Source organism: Methylocystis rosea (genome assembly GCF_003855495.1).
GTDB classification, from domain to species: domain Bacteria; phylum Pseudomonadota; class Alphaproteobacteria; order Rhizobiales; family Beijerinckiaceae; genus Methylocystis; species Methylocystis rosea_A.
In genome coordinates this window covers 1,267,874-1,283,396 of record NZ_CP034086.1, presented here as the reverse complement: position 1 = coordinate 1,283,396, position 15,523 = coordinate 1,267,874, and the positions used below count along the sequence as shown (strand labels likewise).

At 61.5% G+C, this 15,523-nt stretch carries 20 protein-coding genes and 2 tRNA genes; 13 read left to right on the top strand and 9 right to left on the bottom strand.

Going from position 1 to position 15,523, the window contains the following annotated elements; all coding sequences use genetic code 11:
- The first annotated feature begins 40 nt into the window (after positions 1–40).
- The gene (locus tag EHO51_RS06160; RefSeq protein ID WP_124738160.1) at positions 41–697 is read left to right on the top strand and encodes an invasion associated locus B family protein; all 657 of its coding nucleotides are present in this window, start codon (positions 41–43) and stop codon (positions 695–697) included.
- A 3-nt stretch (positions 698–700) separates the two neighbouring features.
- Here the strand turns inward: EHO51_RS06160 and EHO51_RS06155 are convergent, their stop codons facing one another.
- On the bottom strand, positions 701–1,249 hold the full coding sequence (locus EHO51_RS06155) for a cupin domain-containing protein (protein WP_124738159.1): 549 nt from the start codon (positions 1,247–1,249) through the stop codon (positions 701–703).
- A 315-nt stretch (positions 1,250–1,564) separates the two neighbouring features.
- Here EHO51_RS06155 and EHO51_RS20490 point away from each other — a divergent pair, with 315 nt between their 5' ends.
- The 11 genes from EHO51_RS20490 (at position 1,565) to EHO51_RS06105 (ending at position 8,505) form a co-directional block, all read left to right on the top strand.
- On the top strand, positions 1,565–1,729 hold the full coding sequence (locus tag EHO51_RS20490) for a hypothetical protein (RefSeq protein WP_018408438.1): 165 nt from the start codon (positions 1,565–1,567) through the stop codon (positions 1,727–1,729).
- 133 nt (positions 1,730–1,862) lie between these two features.
- Positions 1,863–1,937: transfer RNA gene (locus tag EHO51_RS06150), tRNA-Gly, on the top strand.
- Between the two features lie 44 nt (positions 1,938–1,981).
- Positions 1,982–2,848: a 4-(cytidine 5'-diphospho)-2-C-methyl-D-erythritol kinase gene (locus EHO51_RS06145; protein WP_124738158.1), complete on the top strand. Its 867-nt coding sequence runs from the start codon at positions 1,982–1,984 to the stop codon at positions 2,846–2,848.
- Positions 2,845–3,657, top strand: a complete 813-nt coding sequence (locus EHO51_RS06140; protein WP_124738157.1) for a TrmH family RNA methyltransferase — start codon at positions 2,845–2,847, stop codon at positions 3,655–3,657. Before EHO51_RS06145 ends, EHO51_RS06140 begins: the two co-directional genes overlap by 4 nt.
- 72 nt (positions 3,658–3,729) lie before the next feature.
- Positions 3,730–3,805 (top strand) — tRNA-Thr (locus EHO51_RS06135).
- A 144-nt stretch (positions 3,806–3,949) separates the two neighbouring features.
- A complete protein-coding gene (locus EHO51_RS06130) occupies positions 3,950–4,996 on the top strand; it encodes a hypothetical protein (protein ID WP_124738156.1) in 1,047 nt (348 codons plus the stop codon).
- On the top strand, positions 4,977–5,183 hold the full coding sequence (locus EHO51_RS06125; RefSeq protein WP_124738155.1) for a hypothetical protein: 207 nt from the start codon (positions 4,977–4,979) through the stop codon (positions 5,181–5,183). Before EHO51_RS06130 ends, EHO51_RS06125 begins: the two co-directional genes overlap by 20 nt.
- Positions 5,184–5,367: 184 nt before the next feature.
- Positions 5,368–6,252 (top strand): histidine kinase dimerization/phosphoacceptor domain -containing protein, encoded by an 885-nt coding sequence (locus EHO51_RS06120; RefSeq protein WP_245434773.1) that lies wholly within the window; start codon positions 5,368–5,370, stop codon positions 6,250–6,252.
- A 213-nt stretch (positions 6,253–6,465) separates the two neighbouring features.
- Positions 6,466–6,663 carry a hypothetical protein gene (locus tag EHO51_RS06115; RefSeq protein ID WP_124738154.1) on the top strand — a complete coding sequence of 66 codons (198 nt, stop codon included), beginning with the start codon at positions 6,466–6,468 and terminating at the stop codon, positions 6,661–6,663.
- Positions 6,664–7,111: 448 nt separating this feature from the next.
- Positions 7,112–7,402 (top strand): hypothetical protein, encoded by a 291-nt coding sequence (locus EHO51_RS06110; protein ID WP_124738153.1) that lies wholly within the window; start codon positions 7,112–7,114, stop codon positions 7,400–7,402.
- A gap of 545 nt (positions 7,403–7,947) precedes the next feature.
- Positions 7,948–8,505, top strand: coding sequence for a hypothetical protein (locus EHO51_RS06105; protein ID WP_124738152.1), 558 nt, complete (start codon positions 7,948–7,950; stop codon positions 8,503–8,505).
- Between the two features lie 81 nt (positions 8,506–8,586).
- Here EHO51_RS06105 and EHO51_RS06100 read toward each other — a convergent pair whose 3' ends face one another.
- The 8 genes from EHO51_RS06100 to EHO51_RS06065 all read right to left on the bottom strand — a co-directional run bounded on the left by EHO51_RS06100 (position 8,587) and on the right by EHO51_RS06065 (position 13,853).
- Positions 8,587–9,201 carry a hypothetical protein gene (locus tag EHO51_RS06100; RefSeq protein ID WP_124738151.1) on the bottom strand — a complete coding sequence of 205 codons (615 nt, stop codon included), beginning with the start codon at positions 9,199–9,201 and terminating at the stop codon, positions 8,587–8,589.
- A gap of 1 nt (position 9,202) precedes the next feature.
- Positions 9,203–9,529, bottom strand: a complete 327-nt coding sequence (locus tag EHO51_RS06095; RefSeq protein ID WP_124738150.1) for a hypothetical protein — start codon at positions 9,527–9,529, stop codon at positions 9,203–9,205.
- Between the two features lie 525 nt (positions 9,530–10,054).
- Positions 10,055–10,375, bottom strand: coding sequence for a hypothetical protein (locus EHO51_RS06090; protein ID WP_124738149.1), 321 nt, complete (start codon positions 10,373–10,375; stop codon positions 10,055–10,057).
- 185 nt (positions 10,376–10,560) lie between these two features.
- Positions 10,561–11,256: a hypothetical protein gene (locus tag EHO51_RS06085; RefSeq protein WP_124738148.1), complete on the bottom strand. Its 696-nt coding sequence runs from the start codon at positions 11,254–11,256 to the stop codon at positions 10,561–10,563.
- 14 nt (positions 11,257–11,270) lie between these two features.
- On the bottom strand, positions 11,271–11,672 hold the full coding sequence (locus tag EHO51_RS06080; RefSeq protein ID WP_124738147.1) for a hypothetical protein: 402 nt from the start codon (positions 11,670–11,672) through the stop codon (positions 11,271–11,273).
- Between the two features lie 17 nt (positions 11,673–11,689).
- Positions 11,690–13,129, bottom strand: coding sequence for a hypothetical protein (locus tag EHO51_RS06075; RefSeq protein ID WP_124738146.1), 1,440 nt, complete (start codon positions 13,127–13,129; stop codon positions 11,690–11,692).
- Positions 13,129–13,422, bottom strand: coding sequence for a hypothetical protein (locus tag EHO51_RS06070; protein ID WP_124738145.1), 294 nt, complete (start codon positions 13,420–13,422; stop codon positions 13,129–13,131). The genes EHO51_RS06075 and EHO51_RS06070 overlap by 1 nt, the downstream gene beginning before the upstream one ends.
- Positions 13,422–13,853: a hypothetical protein gene (locus EHO51_RS06065; RefSeq protein WP_124738144.1), complete on the bottom strand. Its 432-nt coding sequence runs from the start codon at positions 13,851–13,853 to the stop codon at positions 13,422–13,424. Before EHO51_RS06065 ends, EHO51_RS06070 begins: the two co-directional genes overlap by 1 nt.
- Positions 13,854–15,155: 1,302 nt before the next feature.
- Here EHO51_RS06065 and EHO51_RS06060 point away from each other — a divergent pair.
- Positions 15,156–15,368, top strand: a complete 213-nt coding sequence (locus EHO51_RS06060) for a helix-turn-helix transcriptional regulator (protein WP_124738143.1) — start codon at positions 15,156–15,158, stop codon at positions 15,366–15,368.
- Positions 15,369–15,523: the final 155 nt, after the last annotated feature.

The following is a 15,523-nucleotide window of genomic DNA, read 5'->3' as shown; positions in this document are numbered from 1 at the left end:
CTCTTGTTCGCGCCCCCTGTCCTCGGTAAAATCTGAGCCTATGCTTAGAGATTCTCGCACGCGCTCCCGTCTTCTCCTCGCTGTCGCCGCCATCGGACTGGCGATCGCTTTCGCTTTTGACGCTGCCGAAGCGAAGCCCAAGCCGGGCGCGGAAGACGCTCCGGCCGAGGATGCAAGCGGCAAAGCCAACAAGCGAAAGCCGGCCAAGAACGAGAAAGCCGAGAAGGCCGAGAAGCCGGCGGACAAAGGCTCGGACAAGCCGGAACAGCTCGGAAACTTCGGAGAATGGGGCGCCTACGCCGCCCAAAGCGGGCGCAACCGAACCTGCTATGCGCTCGGGCAGCCCAAGGAGCGGACGCCGAAAGCGAAGCTCAAAGACGCGACCGCCTACATCTTTATCTCGACGCGGCCGGCGGAAAATATCCACAATGAGGTCGCGATCAATCTGGGTTATGCGACGAAAGACGGATCCGCCGCCGTCGCCGATATCGACGGCGACAGCTACGAACTGATCACCAAGGGAACGAACGCCTGGGTGAAGGATCAGTCGCGGGAGAAAGAATTTGTCGGCGCGCTGCGCGGCGGCGCCAAGCTCATCGTGAAGGCCGCTTCGTCTAAAGGGACGAGCACCACCGACAGCTATTCCCTCAAGGGAATGTCGGACGCGCTCGCGCGCGCCGTGCAGGAATGCAAGTAGCTCCTAGCGCGGCTGGCCTGCCGGTATCGGAACGCTTTTGACCGAAGCCGCGATTGAGCGGATCTCGGCCGCTACGCCAGGATATTTCGACGCCAGTAGATCGAGATCGCCGATCTCAACGTCCTGCGGCGTGACGCCTGGCCATTCGGTGCTCGCGCCCAAAAACCAGCGTCCGCCGCCCAGAAGCCGCGCCGTGTGAAAAGTGTCGCCGGGAATTAGCAGCTGAACCCTCTGGCCGGCGCGCAGATCCGGTCCGACCACCACGCGCTCGGTTGAGCCGTCGCCATGGAGCATGAACAGCTCCAGCGGATCGCCGAGGTAATAATGATAGAGCTGATCGTTGCGAATCCGGTGCAGCCGAACCGGCGCGTGCGGCGTCACCAAAAAATAGAGCGCTGAACCCACTGGCCCGCTGCGCGCGAAGGGCGCCGGCAAGGCGTCCGCGCCCAAGGACAGCTTGCTCGTATAGGTGATGCGGACAAAGCCGCACGTCGCATTGGGCTCGAGCGCGAGCAGATCGACGATCTCTTCATAGCTCAGAGCTTCGGACATGGCGGCCCCTTCGGCTTGAACGAATGGCGATGGCTGAAAAGTCGATAGCACGCGGGTAAGCCGAACGGCAGGGCTTCCAGCGTCTCGCGCGACGCCTGGATCCAGCAAGTATAAGTTTCATGATACCAAGTATTTGACCAACGGAAATACTGTCTGTGGTCCTTGTTTCCGCGGACCGTTTTCGCAGACTACGCCCAGCCATGGCAGTCCCCCTGTAGCTGTCCTGGTGGACGGCGGCGGTTTTCATCGCTGCATCATCCGCCGCCGTCCCTGTCCTTCCGGCGAAAGCCGAACAACATAGAATGGGAGAGGCAAATGGCGGTTAATGTTCACGACGGCGAAGTCGGCAAGATCCTCGTGTATCTGATAGGCTTCACCGCTTTCGTCATCGTCGCTCTTACCTGGGTTCCGCATTGGATCTCGCCTGACAGCGCGAATATCACGGTGGAAACCGGCAACACGGCGCGCATGATCCAGTGACGTCGCGACGCTCCGGGAGCCGTCCCTTCCGGAGCGTCGACGCAGGCGCGTCGCGCCAGTTGCAAAGCAAATTTGTTTCCGGCATAACGACGCCCGCGACGGCTGCGCGACTTGCTTTGCCGGCGCGACGGATGCGGGTGTAGCTCAGGGGTAGAGCACAACCTTGCCAAGGTTGGGGTCGAGGGTTCGAATCCCTTCGCCCGCTCCAATTCAACGCTCCGCGAATCCCCCACTTGCGGAGACCGGGGTCAGATGCTGACGACGCGCGCCCCCGCGAAGATCAATCTTACGCTTCATGTTCTCGGCCGTCGGGAAGACGGCTACCACGCGCTCGAAAGCCTCGTGGCCTTTTCCGGCGCGGGGGACACATTGTCCTTCACGCCGGACGACGCGCTGTCCCTCGAAATTTCGGGCCCCACCTCCTCGGCCGCCGGCGCCGGCGACGACAATCTCGTGCTGCGCGCCGCACGGCGGCTCGCCGAAGAGATAAAGGGGCTGCGGCTCGGCCGATTTCGACTTGAAAAGCGCCTGCCTGTCGCGGCGGGCATTGGCGGCGGCTCGTCGGACGCCGCCGCGGCGCTGCGGCTTTTGGCCAAGGCGAATCATCTCGCGCCGGACGACCCGCGAATCCTCGCGGTCGCGCGCGCCATTGGCTCGGACGTGCCGGTCTGCCTCGACCCGCGGGCGCGGATGATGCGCGGCGCCGGCGAAACGCTCGGCGAACCGATTCGCCTGCCGCTCCTGCCGGCCGTGCTGATCAACCCCGGGGCGCCGGTCGCAACCGGACCGGTCTTCGCGGCGCTGGGACTGCGACCCGGCGCGTTGCGGGAAGGCGCCGCGCATGCCGACATCGCGGCGCGACCAGGCGCGGACGAACTCCTTGCGGCGCTGGCGAAGGGGCGCAACGACCTCGAAGACGCCGCCTGTCTGCAGGCGCCCGTGATCGTCGACGCGCTCGCCATGTTGCGCGGCGCTCGGGGCTGCAGGCTGGCGCGGATGTCCGGCTCGGGCGCGACATGCTTCGCGCTGTTTTCGGCCCGGCGCGAGGCTGTGCGCGCCGCCAGCGTCATTCGCGCCCAGCATCCGGGATGGTGGGTCAAGACGGCCGTGCTGAGATGACCCGTCGGCCCCCGCCAAAGGACCGCAGCGGGCATGAGCGGGGCCGCCGCACGACGGTCGCACGGTCCGAGACGCGCAGCCCATTCCGCGCCGCCTCGCCCGACCTCGTCACGCTGTACGGCGCTCACGCCGTGCGCGCCGCGCTGACGGCGCGCAAGCGCAAGCTGCTGACGCTTTACGCGACCGACACCGCGCTCCCGCGCATCAACGAGCTTGCGCAGGCGGCGGGACTCGAGCCGCGCCTCGTCGATTCGCGCGATCTCGAGCGGCGGCTCGGCGCAGATGCCGTGCATCAGGGCTTGCTGCTCGAAGCGCGCCCGCTGCCGGAAGCGGATATTTCCGACATCGTCAACGTCAGCGGCGTGGTGCTGGCGCTCGACCAGATCACCGATCCGCATAATGTCGGCGCGATCCTGCGCACGGCCTGCGCCTATAACGTCGACGCGGTGATCGTCACGGAGCGGCACAGTCCGGAATTTTCCGGCGTCCTCGCCAAAGCGGCCTCGGGCGCGCTGGAGTTCGTGACGATCGTCTCCGTCGTCAATCTGGCGCGCGCGCTCGACGACCTCGCCGAGCGCGGCTATGCCCGCGTCGGGCTCGATTCGGACGGCGCCGAGTCGCTCTCGACCCTAACGCTGTCCAAGCCGCTGGTGCTCGCGCTCGGCGCCGAGGGCAAGGGATTGCGGCGCCTCACGCGCGAACGCTGCGACGCCGTCGCGCGGCTCGATCTTCCGGGCCCGATCAAGAGCCTCAATGTGTCCAATGCCTGCGCCGCCGCGTTGAGCGTTGTGACAACCCGCCTTGGATAAAACCCGGGATTGACCTCTCCGCCGGCTTGGACGCATAGAGAAGTCGCGCGATGCGCCTGGATGACGCCACGGGCCGGTTTAGCTCAGCTGGTAGAGCAACTGATTTGTAATCAGTAGGTCAGGGGTTCGAATCCTCTAACCGGCACCAACAAAATCAAACAGTTACTGGAAATTTCCCGCGAGTTGCGTCCAGCCAAACGCCATGTGGACAACGCTGGGGACAACAATAGAGAAATTTCGTCAGTGGGGTTCGGGCCCCACAGCCCATTGCCGAGTGCCAACAAGGAGCCCCATGCCAACGTTAGCTGTAAATCTGACCTTGGAACTTGCGGCTCCGATCGTCTTCCATCGCTGGCTACCCATGAGATTGCCGGAAGAGTCCATCGAGATGGTCGAGGAGGGCGTCCAACTCGCAATAATGTTTCCTCTGAAGAGCACGCGGTGGGCCTTCCAACCCTCCGAAGAGGAAATTCTTCGAACACAGAACAATCAGGCCCACCGGGTAATGGTCGAATTGACAGTCGAAATATCTCAGCCGCTGGCTGATTACATGCTGCAGGGAACGAAGGAAGCCGGCGCGATTGCCGATGAATACAAGCAACTTGGCCATAATCTTCAGAGAATCGTAACGAAGCGCGTCAATCGCTTGCTCGTATACGCGCGATCTGTGAAAGGGCAATTCTGGCTCGAGGAGTTCGAACCTGACATCGATAACCCAGGACAATTTTTTATCAGGAATGACGGACGAGCAACGATCGATGGCACCCCGACAAGATTTAACCCCGACCAAGTAATTACCCTCAGGGCGTCCGTGCACTCGGTCGAGCACATGCTAACAGCTCAAGATTGGCCCGCGGTTCGTGAGTTCGTGATCGGAGAGAGCCGCCCTCCGCTTATCGGATCTCTATTGGCGAACGCTCGTCACCTCGCCAGGCAGGGGAACCGACGAAATGCCTTGGTTGAGGCGGTGACAGCGCTCGAGGTGGCGTTGGGAAAGTTTACTCGCCGAGTTGACGCTGGCGCGCTCGAGCGATTCAGGCCCGGCCTAGAGGTGGCCAGCATCAAATCTTTGCGTGAGAAAGTTGGCTTCAGGGGCTCCTTCGGCATCGTGATACCTTTGCTTTTTTCCGAAGCCGAGTTCCCTGCCGCACTGCTGGAGACATGTCGTGAAGCAATAGACCTGAGGAATAACGTAGTTCACAACGGCAAGCGCGACGTCAATTCCGATCTGCTCTGGAAAATGATTTCGGCCATAGAAAGTTCTTGTCGCATTCTGCAGAGCCATGCCACCTCAAGCGACGATAGGCCGGCCCTACATCATGCCTCTACGCATCCGTAAAAGCGCAGAGTCCTTCGCCGTCGAGGATGCCGGCGGCGTCGCCCTCGCCTATGTCTATTTCGAGGAAGATCCGGGTCAGCGCGGCCTCGTCAACCGCCTCTCCGGCGTCGACGCCAAGGCCGTGGCGCAGGCGATCGCCCGGGCGCTGACGGCGGAAGCTGTTCAGGCGCTTCCGCTGGCCGGATGACCGCCTTGGCGGCCTGCCACCTCGAAATGCTTGTGCTCTCCCCGCCACGTTAATATCGTGCCGGCCAGGATCGGCTGGGGAGTTGGAGAGAAAAGTGGCTTGGGTTGCCAAAGTTCATAGGCTCTCGACTAAGCTCCAGGGTCCGCAGGCGTGGCTTGTCGCCGGCGCGTTCTTTGGAGCGAGTTTGGCGATTCGAATCGTGCTTACGCCCTGGCTCGATCCAATAAAATTTCTGACCTTCTATCCCGCGATCGCCGCGGCGACGCTGCTTTGCGGATGGACGCGAGGCCTCGCCGTACTGCTGCTTTCAGCAGCGACGGCCTGGTACTTGTTTTACCCCCCCGCATATAGCTTTGAGATTAAGGACGCGAGTACGGTCGTCGCGCTCGTTGGCTTTCTTCTGGTCGGCGGTTTTCTCGTCGTGCTGGTGGCTGGGATGACGGACCTCATCAAGCGGCTCGAATTCGCCAACCTAGCGCAGGAAAGCCTCTTCCAAGAACTGCAGCACCGCGTCGCGAACAACCTGCAGGTCGTTGTGGCCATGCTGCAGGGTGTCAGACGCGATTTGTCCGACGAAGCCACTGCTGAAGCCATTGCGAATGCCCAGGACCGCATCGCAATGATGTCCGATTTGCATCGCCGTCTCTATGATCGGACGGCTTACGAAAACGGTTTGGCGCCACTGATGACGGACGTGCTCCACGAAGTTTTTCGTGATTTGCCCGTTCTTGTCCGCGTCGACATCGCATCGGACATCGATCTTTCGCTGGACCAAATGACGGCGATCTCCCTGCTCGTCAATGAGGCTGCGATGAACGCGGCTAAGCACGTTTTTCGGAAGGGAGCGGGCACGACCTTCAAAGTCGAATTGCTAAAGCAGACAGACGGATTGCGTTTGCTTATCCATGATGACGGACCAGGAATAAGGCGGGATTCGGCGGGCGAACGTCAGTCGTTGGGCATGAGCATCATGCAAGCATTTGCCCGCCAGCTTGGCGGCTCTCTGCGATTAAATGGTCCGACGGGAACAACTCTCAAGGTTGAATTTCCATCTCGGTCTAGTCACTGAGAAGAGACGGCGGCAATAAGCCGACGTCGATGCGCGCGCACGACACTGGCGGGCGGCTTCGCGTTGATCAATGAGCTGCGACGCGCGAGAGGCTTGGGCTTCCCATTCCAAAGCACCAATACTTTAGTCCCTGCTAACGCGTTATTTTTCAATATTTTTCGAGGAACAATTGATTTTTGACGCTGTTTTTCTTTTCTTCAGGAGGGACGCGTCATGCCAAGCGAAGACTCGGGCGACCGCGGGGAGTTCACCTATTTCGCGCCCCAACTGCAGTTCACCATCCTAAAGGCGATCGGCGAGCTTCTGCGGGTCAATCTAGATAGAGTCGTGCATGAGCCGCTACCCAATGATGTGGTCGTTCTGCTGACCGAATTGGAATACAGAGGCAACCGGAAACGACGTTTGGGGTAAGCTTCGGCGCCGCTTATATGGTTCTGAGCGGCGGCGTGACAGCCAACTTGCGCGCTTTCTTCGTCGAAAGGCGACCGAGTCGATGCAGAAATAAAACGCCCCCGCCCTCTGCTCTGCCCCTGCGTACCCGGAAGGCCGCCGAATCGTTCGTTGTGGAAGACGCCGGCGGCGTCGCCCTAGCCTACGTCTTGAGCCGGCGCGGGCTCGTCAACCGGCTCTCCGCCGCCGACGCCAAGGCCGTTGCGCAGACGATCGCCAGGGCGTTGACGGCAGTCGGGGGATAAATATATTTTGACGGAAATCCTCTCGGTCGACCCGATCGCAGATTTGAGAGGCGCCGCTTCGGCGGCGTAGCGCGGTAAGGCAAGGCCCTTCGGGCCAGGGTGACGCGAGCGTGATCGGGGCGTCGCCCGGCTCCTTCAATTCGAAACCCTCGAAGGAGTTAGCCATGTCGAAATACAAAAGCGGCCATGCGCCGGGCCATTATCGCGATTGCTTCGAACAAGCTGTCGAAGCCTTCATGAGGTGGAACGGACGCGGACCCGAGCCGATGGTCGAGTTCGAGATCAATTACGTTCAGACAAAAATCTCCGTGTCACAGGCATGTGGGTTGTTGTGGAACTGCACGGACATTTTGCCCGGGTGGATCGTGGACGAGATCGAAGAACTCGGACTAAAGTCGCGAACCTACGCCGCCGGCGCGCATGCCATGCGACGTTGGATCGCCGAACGAGCCTAGAGGCTCGAAGCCTCGTCATACGCGAAAGAACGCCCCGACCGTGATGATGCAGCGGCGGGGCGTTTTTTGTAGGGTCGGGCGGCCGTGTTGGCGGCGCGGGTCGCCGCTCTTCGACGCTCTCGCCGAAGCACTCGATCGTCAGGGCGCGGGGTCGCGACATTGCGCGAAAGCGGAAATCGCCCCCGAATTATTGCGCATGGCCGCCAGCCGGCGCTCGGCGAGCGCGAGCGCCCTCCTTGCCGCCTGCTCTTCTCGGGGGCGCTTGGCCATCCTGGCGGCTATGGCGAGGCTCAGGAGCCGTTCAACGATCGCCTCAAGCTGGTCCAGGGTCGCCGCGCTGATAGCGCGCTCAGTGGCCGCCAGAGCGGCAGTGCGGCGTCTCTCCTTTGCTGATGAGGCCGATCCCTGTGGTTTGGCCACGATCACTTCGCCTTCTCGACGACCTCGCCAGTAAGGCGCCGTAGCTCAATCCTCATGTTCTGGTCCTGGTTGCTGGACAATTTCGAGCATGTTCATGATTGCGGCGTTAAGTGGAGCTCACGCCGATGAACTATAAACAGATTGCCCGATGGGTGGGCGTATGCATTTCCGCAGTGTCCGTCCTTTTCGCCATTCTCACATACCTCGGCGTTTGGAATGAATGGCGAGGAGACAATGCGCTGGCCGACGTCGCGGCCCGCTTCGACAGTTCTTACTCAAAAGACGCTGGACGGCCTGTGAGACCTGGCGATAACGCGTGGCCGGCCCTCATGAGAGTGATCGCCAGCTATTCAAATGCTCAACTTCCAACAGGAAGAGAGCCGAAAGTTTTTGCTCGTTTCGCCGCGATTGCCTCGGCCCAGAACGATCGCGGCGAATGGACAGCGCCAACGACCTCTGTCGTGCTGCTCTACAGGGAATGGCCCGCACCCGGAACCGGTGAAGTGCCGCCAAGAGATTTCGTGATCGTCGGAACGATCGGGGATTTGCACAACTGGATACAATGGGACAAAAGCGACTTCGACTATTTCACAAGGAATATTCTTTTCGGCGCGTTGTCCGCTGTCGTCGGTTTGTTCTTAGCGTTGCCTGACGATCGCAAGAGAGCTGACGGCGGCAGCTGACAGCAGCTTGGGAAAGAAGAAACGCCCCGCCGTTACATCCACGGTCGGGGCGTATCGCTTTTGCAGTTCCGGCAATGAAGTTTATGCAGCTATGCGGTCGTTACCCCGCCAATCCCCATTGTCATTCCCGCATGAGCTTTCGTCAGCCGTGGAACCACGATGGAATTCAAACCGCAGTTCCTCATTTGGATCGAACACTGTCTCGATCTTCAACGAAAGAAACCACCGATGAATTACTGCCGCGCTAATCTTAGCCTCTTTTGAAGGCTTGGGTTGCCTTAACAATTCTGCAGGTAAAAAGAAGGCGCTAGGATCCTCCAGAAAAGACGACACGTATGCAGCCATTCTAAAGTGTTTCTCGCTTGCTGCCGAGAATGCCTTGGCTCCACTTTCACACCGCGAGAAGTGCTCTGGAGTCATGTCGAGAAATTCAGCAACACTTCTTGATTTCGCTCCGATCGACCTCCGAACGAACTTGATTTCTTCACCTGAAAGCTTTCTCGGATGAAGAACTCGTGCTCGCACAACCGCATTGATCAGCGCGAAGGGATCCTTGATGCAAACGGTTTTCTCTCCCGAGTTGTCCACACCAAAGGTTACACCGTCGTGAAGGAGGACTTTGAATGGCGCTCCCAGCGTCACGGCATTGTAGGGCCACTCGACCGCAGGAACGCCCTTCACACGTTCGTGCATCATCTCATTTCTCCTCTCGTCGATTGATTCTTATTGCTTTTACGACTTTCACAGTGAGCGTCTCCGAGATCACCACAATCTCGGCAACGATATAGCCCCCATCGCCATCGTCTCCCTCGACAATCCAGGTCGCACCCGGACCATTCAGCTTATCTGCATACGTAACGTCCGCATTTCTGAAGACGTTGCGAATATCGACTAGGCTGATCCTTTCTCGCCAAAAGGCATCCGACGAGTATTCGATGCCGGACTCGCAATGCATAAAGGCCTTTGCATATTCGCGGATCCAATCTGTCTCGAACTGGTATGCGCGCTCAACCTTGGCCTGCATTCTTGCCTCCTAGCTTCACCGAGACAGATTAAAACTTTCTTGATCTTGGATCAAGATATGCCGATCATCTCCACGGATCAAGCTGAGATTCCGAGAACCAGCCTATCGCGCCCGCGGCTCAACTGGTTCCGTGCCTCTCACCCGTCGTCTCGGCCTTGGCGCGTTTCTCGGTGCCTCTTCTGCTTCGCCAGCCGATGCGCGCGCCGGCATGCAGAACGGAATCTTCTATCGGCCGTGCGCGCCGCGACGATCGGCGTGCCAGCCGTCGCGGCGCTCGTATGCGGCTATCGGCTTGCAGCCATCGCTGCAATAAATCTGTTTGCCACCCGGCCCTGTCCGCTGCTCGGAGCGTGTCGCACACCGGAACTTTTTGTCGAAGGCGCGCGAGCAAGAGAAAAACGCCCCGCCGTTACATCCACGGTCGGGGCGCTCGGACAGGGGCAAAAGCCCGTCAGCTGAATGGACCTTATCTGCATCCCGGCGAGGGCGGTCCGCGACCGCCGCCCTTGGCGGGCGGCGGCTCTTTCACAACGGGCGACCGATGCGCCGCGACCCGGGAAAGCGGCGCTCGAATGGATCAGCGGGCTTGCGTCCCCAGGCGCTGTCTTGCGCCTGTCGCCCATTGTCGCCAGCGTCGGCGGCCGAGACGAGTTCCTCGCCCAGGCGTCTCAACTGTGCGGCGTCGAGATTTCTCGTCGCCCACTCGACAACTTCCGCAATTCCATCTTCGCTGTCGGCGCTCAGGTTACGTCCGACCGCCTCTCGCGCAACGCTCCCAGCGCCGACCCCCAGCGCCGCGGCAAGCCCGGCGACGAAGTTGTCAGAACTAATTTTTCGTTTGGCCATGATGTTCTCCTTTCGAAAGAGGATCGGCGCCCCGGCCGCAAGAGCCGGAGCGCCGAAGGTGGCCAGCCGCCCCAGGCCAGCCTGTGGTCACGAGCAGAGGAACCAGAACCGTGACCGGCGGGAGTTACAGGCCACACCCCGCTGGGCCATTGCCGCCGGCGGAAGCCGCACCGGCGGTAATCTGATCAGTCCGGCAACCGCGCGTCGGCGTCGCGTTCAAGCGTCGCCAGCGCGGCTGCCCAATCCTTGCTCGCCGGGTTGTTGGCCCAGTGGTCAAGAGTCGCGGAGCGTGTCGGAAACGCGTGGCCGTCCAGAAGTCGCTCCACTTCGGAGCGCAGGGCGACGGCGACGCCGTCATTCCTGAGCAGGAAGGCGAGGCCCAGACGTCGCCGAATGACCTCGCGTTCGAGATCAATCAAGCCGGTAAGCAAACGCTCAGTCGCGCCGGAAGAGCGCAGAACGCCGCCGATCATGCGCCTGACCCGCATTTCGCCGAGGCCGATCGCGCTCTTGCGATTCTCGATCTCGTCTTGTGCGGTTTGACGGGCTTGGCGAACAGCATCCAATTCGCGTTCCAACGCCGCAATCTCAGTTCGAGCCTCTTCGGCCGGCGAGCTGCGCGACCCGAGGCACTCACCGCGCAGTAGCGCGCCAATGACGCTATCGCCGGAGGCATTAGCCTTCGCAGATGACGCCCGCTCCGTTAGCGCGTCGACCTTCCGCCGTAATTCGATGGCGCGATCGGTCGCAAGATCAGCCGCGCGCTTCGCCTCGGCGAGGCGTTCCCGCGCGCTGTCGACGCCAGCGATCGCGTCGGCGAGCTGCTCTCGCGCGGCAGCGCGTTCGCCAAGGGCGTCGGGTTTAACTTCGTCGATCAGCATCGTTGGTTCTCCTGTTACGCAAAACCGATGCGACGCGACGACGGAAAGCGCGACGCGAAGTCTGAAGCGCCCGCGGCGTCCCCGGCGATCTTGGGGCGGCGATCGGCGGCGGGCGCATAGGCCGTGTCCCGCTCTTGGGATCCGTAGACTGAACTCATCAGGTGTTCTTCGACCTGGCCGTAGAGATCGGCAGGCAGATTGGCCGACAAGAAATCGAGCAACGCCTGCAAATTCTCCTGGCGCGACGGACCGTCGACGCGCGGCTTTTTCGGCGCGCTGGCGGGCGCTAGGAGCTTGCGAGGCGCGAGGCCCGTCACGGAGTCGTAAGCAGCGACGACAGGTGAACGAACGAATTTTGCGGGGACGTATAGACCTTCGTGATTGCTGCCTTTCGGCGACGGCATGGGTCGAAACATTTTTTGCTCCTCAAGTTTCAAATCAGCCCCATTTCCAAGCGTCTGATCATCGACTCCGAAAATTCCATCAGCTGCTTCCCGCCAAGCGCTTCGACCAACACGCCGCAAACTACATTCGCGTAATCATCATGGTTGGCGGGACCAGGCGGATGATCGATCGAATCCTTACCGCCACGAGCCGTCCGGCGTTCGAGCGCGCAAAGCTGCGAGATCAATTTCGGGAGGTCGAGAAGCTCGACACGCCCAGCATTCAAGAGCGGCAGCGCTTCGCGATAAAGATCGCTCTTGCTCTTCTCGCTTGGACGATAGGTGATCCCGGCCGCCCTGAAGCGCTCGCGCGGCCACTCTCCGCCATATCTGTCGCCGGTGACTTCGCGGATGCCGTAGCCTTTGAGAGTAGCGGCAAATTCATTGACCACAGCGTCGGGACTGAAGGGCGGCTTCACCGCGCGCACACAATCGAGAACAACTCGCTCGCCCTCGCGATGCGCGATCCCAAGCGTCATATCGTCGGCGCTGCCGCCGCTCGGATCACAAAAGCCGACGTAGCGAACGCCCGCGATGCGCGGCAATTCGTGGCGATCCGGAATGACGGCCGCTTCGACGACTTCGCGGCTGATGAAGGATTCGACGTCCGTGCGAAATTCAGCGCCATATTCGGCGGCGGCGCTTGCAGGATCTCGTTCGTAAGCGCGCTGGACAACTTTCTCGCTGAGCGAGGGATTCATGACACGCGACGCCGCCTTCGCGACAAGTATGGCCTGATCGCCGTTGGCGCCGTAGTCGCGCTTCCACGTATTGTAAAGCTCGCCCCGCCTTGCATATGGCGAGCTAATCGCAGCGAGCATGCCGCCCGTCGTGGCGAGCGCCGGGCGCAACGCGTTCATGATCTCGGTGTCAGGATTTGCCGAACTGTCTGAACGCCAGAATGCGACCTCGTCCGCGACCGCGGCGCAGAAAGTGCCACCACGCGACGTCCGGAAGCTGGCCGGGCGAATTTCAAGGTCAACGCGTGTGGATAGGCTGATCGTGTCTGCGGTTTCGCTTTCGACGAGCTGCGCAAACGCCGGAACGCTTGAAAATATGCCGCTCAAGAACTGTTTCGCCCGGCTTGCTTGCCAAGTCGACGCCGACATGATGGGCAGCGCCGCTCTCTCGCCTGGCGCGAGCACGTCCGAGTAGTCGACGAGGGCCGCCAGATAAGCGCCCAGCACGGCCACAGCGCGCGTCTTGCCGCCTCGACGGCCGATGATCGCCCAGAACTCTTCCACGCGCTCCAGTGGCTCGCGTTCGCGCCCTGTCAGCGTTGCGAAGATTACCCGCTCCTCGTCGGTAAGCGGCTCGCCCAGCGCGGCGATCAGCAACACGCGCCAAGCCGCCCAACTTTCGCCGGGCAAGATCGAACCGAACAGCGCGGGATCGGCGAGCGCGCGCCGCATGGTGACGAGCGGCCTCATCAGCACCGCTCCCAAGACCAAGCGAGCCCGTGAGCGCAGACCTCGGTTAGGGCGAGTTCAAACATGCTGTCGTAGCCCGAGCGGTAATCAACGACGCCGACAAGGCGGTGCGCGACCTCTTCCACGTCCGCGGCGTCGCAATGGGGGCGCAACGTCGACATCGCTTCAGCGACGCACGACCGCACGATCGGAAACGCCGCCCATCGCCGATCGCCGAGCGCGGCGGCGCGATGTAGCGCTTCGCCAAGGCGACCCAGCTGCGCGCGATCGGCAGGGGCGAGCGTCGCAATCATCAGGCCGGACCCTCGTTGCCGCCGTCGCCGGCGGGCGGTGCGGGGGTGGCTGCGGCGGCCCGGCGCGCGGCTTCATCTGCCTCTCGCCGATGCCGGGCGATGATGTTCGCGAGAGAATTGGCGGGAGGCGTCATCGCGACTTGCGCCGCGCGCCGACGGCGAAGAGAACTCTCGAGCCTCGCAATCGAGTGGGACAGTCGAACAATCGTATCTGCCGCGTTCGGGTCGCCCGCGATCGCCGCCGACTGCATTCCTTCCAGCGTCATCCGGAGCGTCGATAGCTCCCGCACTTTCGTCGTCGGCGCGTCGGGGCCAAACTCCTTCATCACCTCTTCCGCGATATCGCGAAATCGGCGGCCGTGCGCGCTGTGCATCGCAATACCCGCCAGACGGCGCGGGTCATTCGTGACGACCGCACGGGCTTTCTTCATGTTCCGCTCAGACTTTGCCGCTGCCGCCGTCACGTGATTTTCCTTGCGTCGTTACATCGGCAACACTTTGCCGACGGATGACCCACTGTCCGATTAAATCGCCAACGAAATCCGGCGAATGTTGTCCTCGCGTTGTCCTAATGCTGCCACGCCCAACCGAACTCCGCAATTCTAACAGAGCATAACAATTGATATCATTTGCGTATATCTAAACGAACAAGGACCGTGATCATCTGATCTCTGATCGCATGCTCTCCTCGATTCCATGCAGCGAACGTGTCGCGCCGGCGCGCCCAAAATCGCGATGCGGTGGGGAAGACCGTGCGGCCCTTCTCTCCCATCATCGATCAATTTTTCGTCGGCTCGGGTTGCGAGGGAGCTCATGATCCGCGTGATGGCTGATCCCTGTTTTGTGGATTCGGAGTTTGTCGCCGGCGCAGCCGCTGCGGGGGTGGGCCGCGCGCGCTGCGCGCGCGTCCTTGGCCCTTGTCGGTTACTTCGGGGTGGGTTGGCAGTGTGTTGTTTTAACGACCCTGAAGTTGAGGGGGGCGCTGCGTCGCTGCGATCGCGTCCGTTGGCCTGCCCGCCTGGCTCTGCATCTGACGCCCTTCTCGGAATTGGCGCTTACAGCTCGGGCTCGTCTTGGCCGTCTTGGTTTTCTGTCGCAGGGGGATTGTTCTCGCCCCGCCGCTGCGCGCGGTAGGCCGCGCGCGCGGCCCCCTCCCTGCCCCTGAGTGTCCTTTGTCGTGTGTAACCGGCATGGAGGAGTTTGAGGCGCTGCCCCGGTGGTAGCGCTCCGCTGGCCGGTCATTGTCGAAGCGGCGAGGATTTTTTCGACGCGCGGGTTCGACACGCTTCGCGCGCGGTTTCGCCTCTTGGGGCAACATCGTTCGTCGTCGAGCGGCTGGGGCGGACAGGCCCTGTCTCTTTCGCGGAGCGAACGTCGGTCGGGAGACTGGGCGGCCCCCTCTCTAATCGTCTCACAGCTGCTTGCGCACCCACCTGGCAAACTAGGTGTGTCGCGCAGGAGCGACTGAGCTGACACCAATTTTGGCCATTACAGTCGCGCAGGAGCGACTGTTAGCAAGGCACAGTCGCGCAGGAGCGACAACATAGTCGCGCAGGAGCGCCTATGCGTCGCGCAGGAGCGACTATGGAATCTGGCCGATAGTCGCGGAGGTGCGACTGAAATGGTCAACGCGCCGGGTATCCCAATAACGGGGACACGTAGTTGGGAAATTACGGGCAGCCCCAAGTTCCGTTACGTCACGAGCATCGCAGTGCAACTCGCGGAGTGAAGGAATGAAGCTGCTACGTTTTGTCGATTTGGTCGCAATGGGCGTCTTCACCAACCGCATGTCCCTTAAGCGTGCGATCGACAACCAAAACTTCCCAGAAGGATTCTTGGTCACGCCGAACGCGCGCGCATGGCGCGAGGATGAAGTTCTCGAGTGGTTGGCGACACGCCCGACAGGCCGCAAGGCGGTCGCCGTCAAGGCGGGCGAGGTGGCGTGAATGGCCGCCCCAAAAAGCGCGAGGGCCGCTCCGCAGCGTGACGCATCGGGCGGCCCTCTGAAAATCGAGCACCTTGGCCGGCGGCTCGATCATCGCTCTACCAAATGGGACGCGTTACGTCACGCGGAAACTCCGGCGGCGCGCTTATCGCCGAT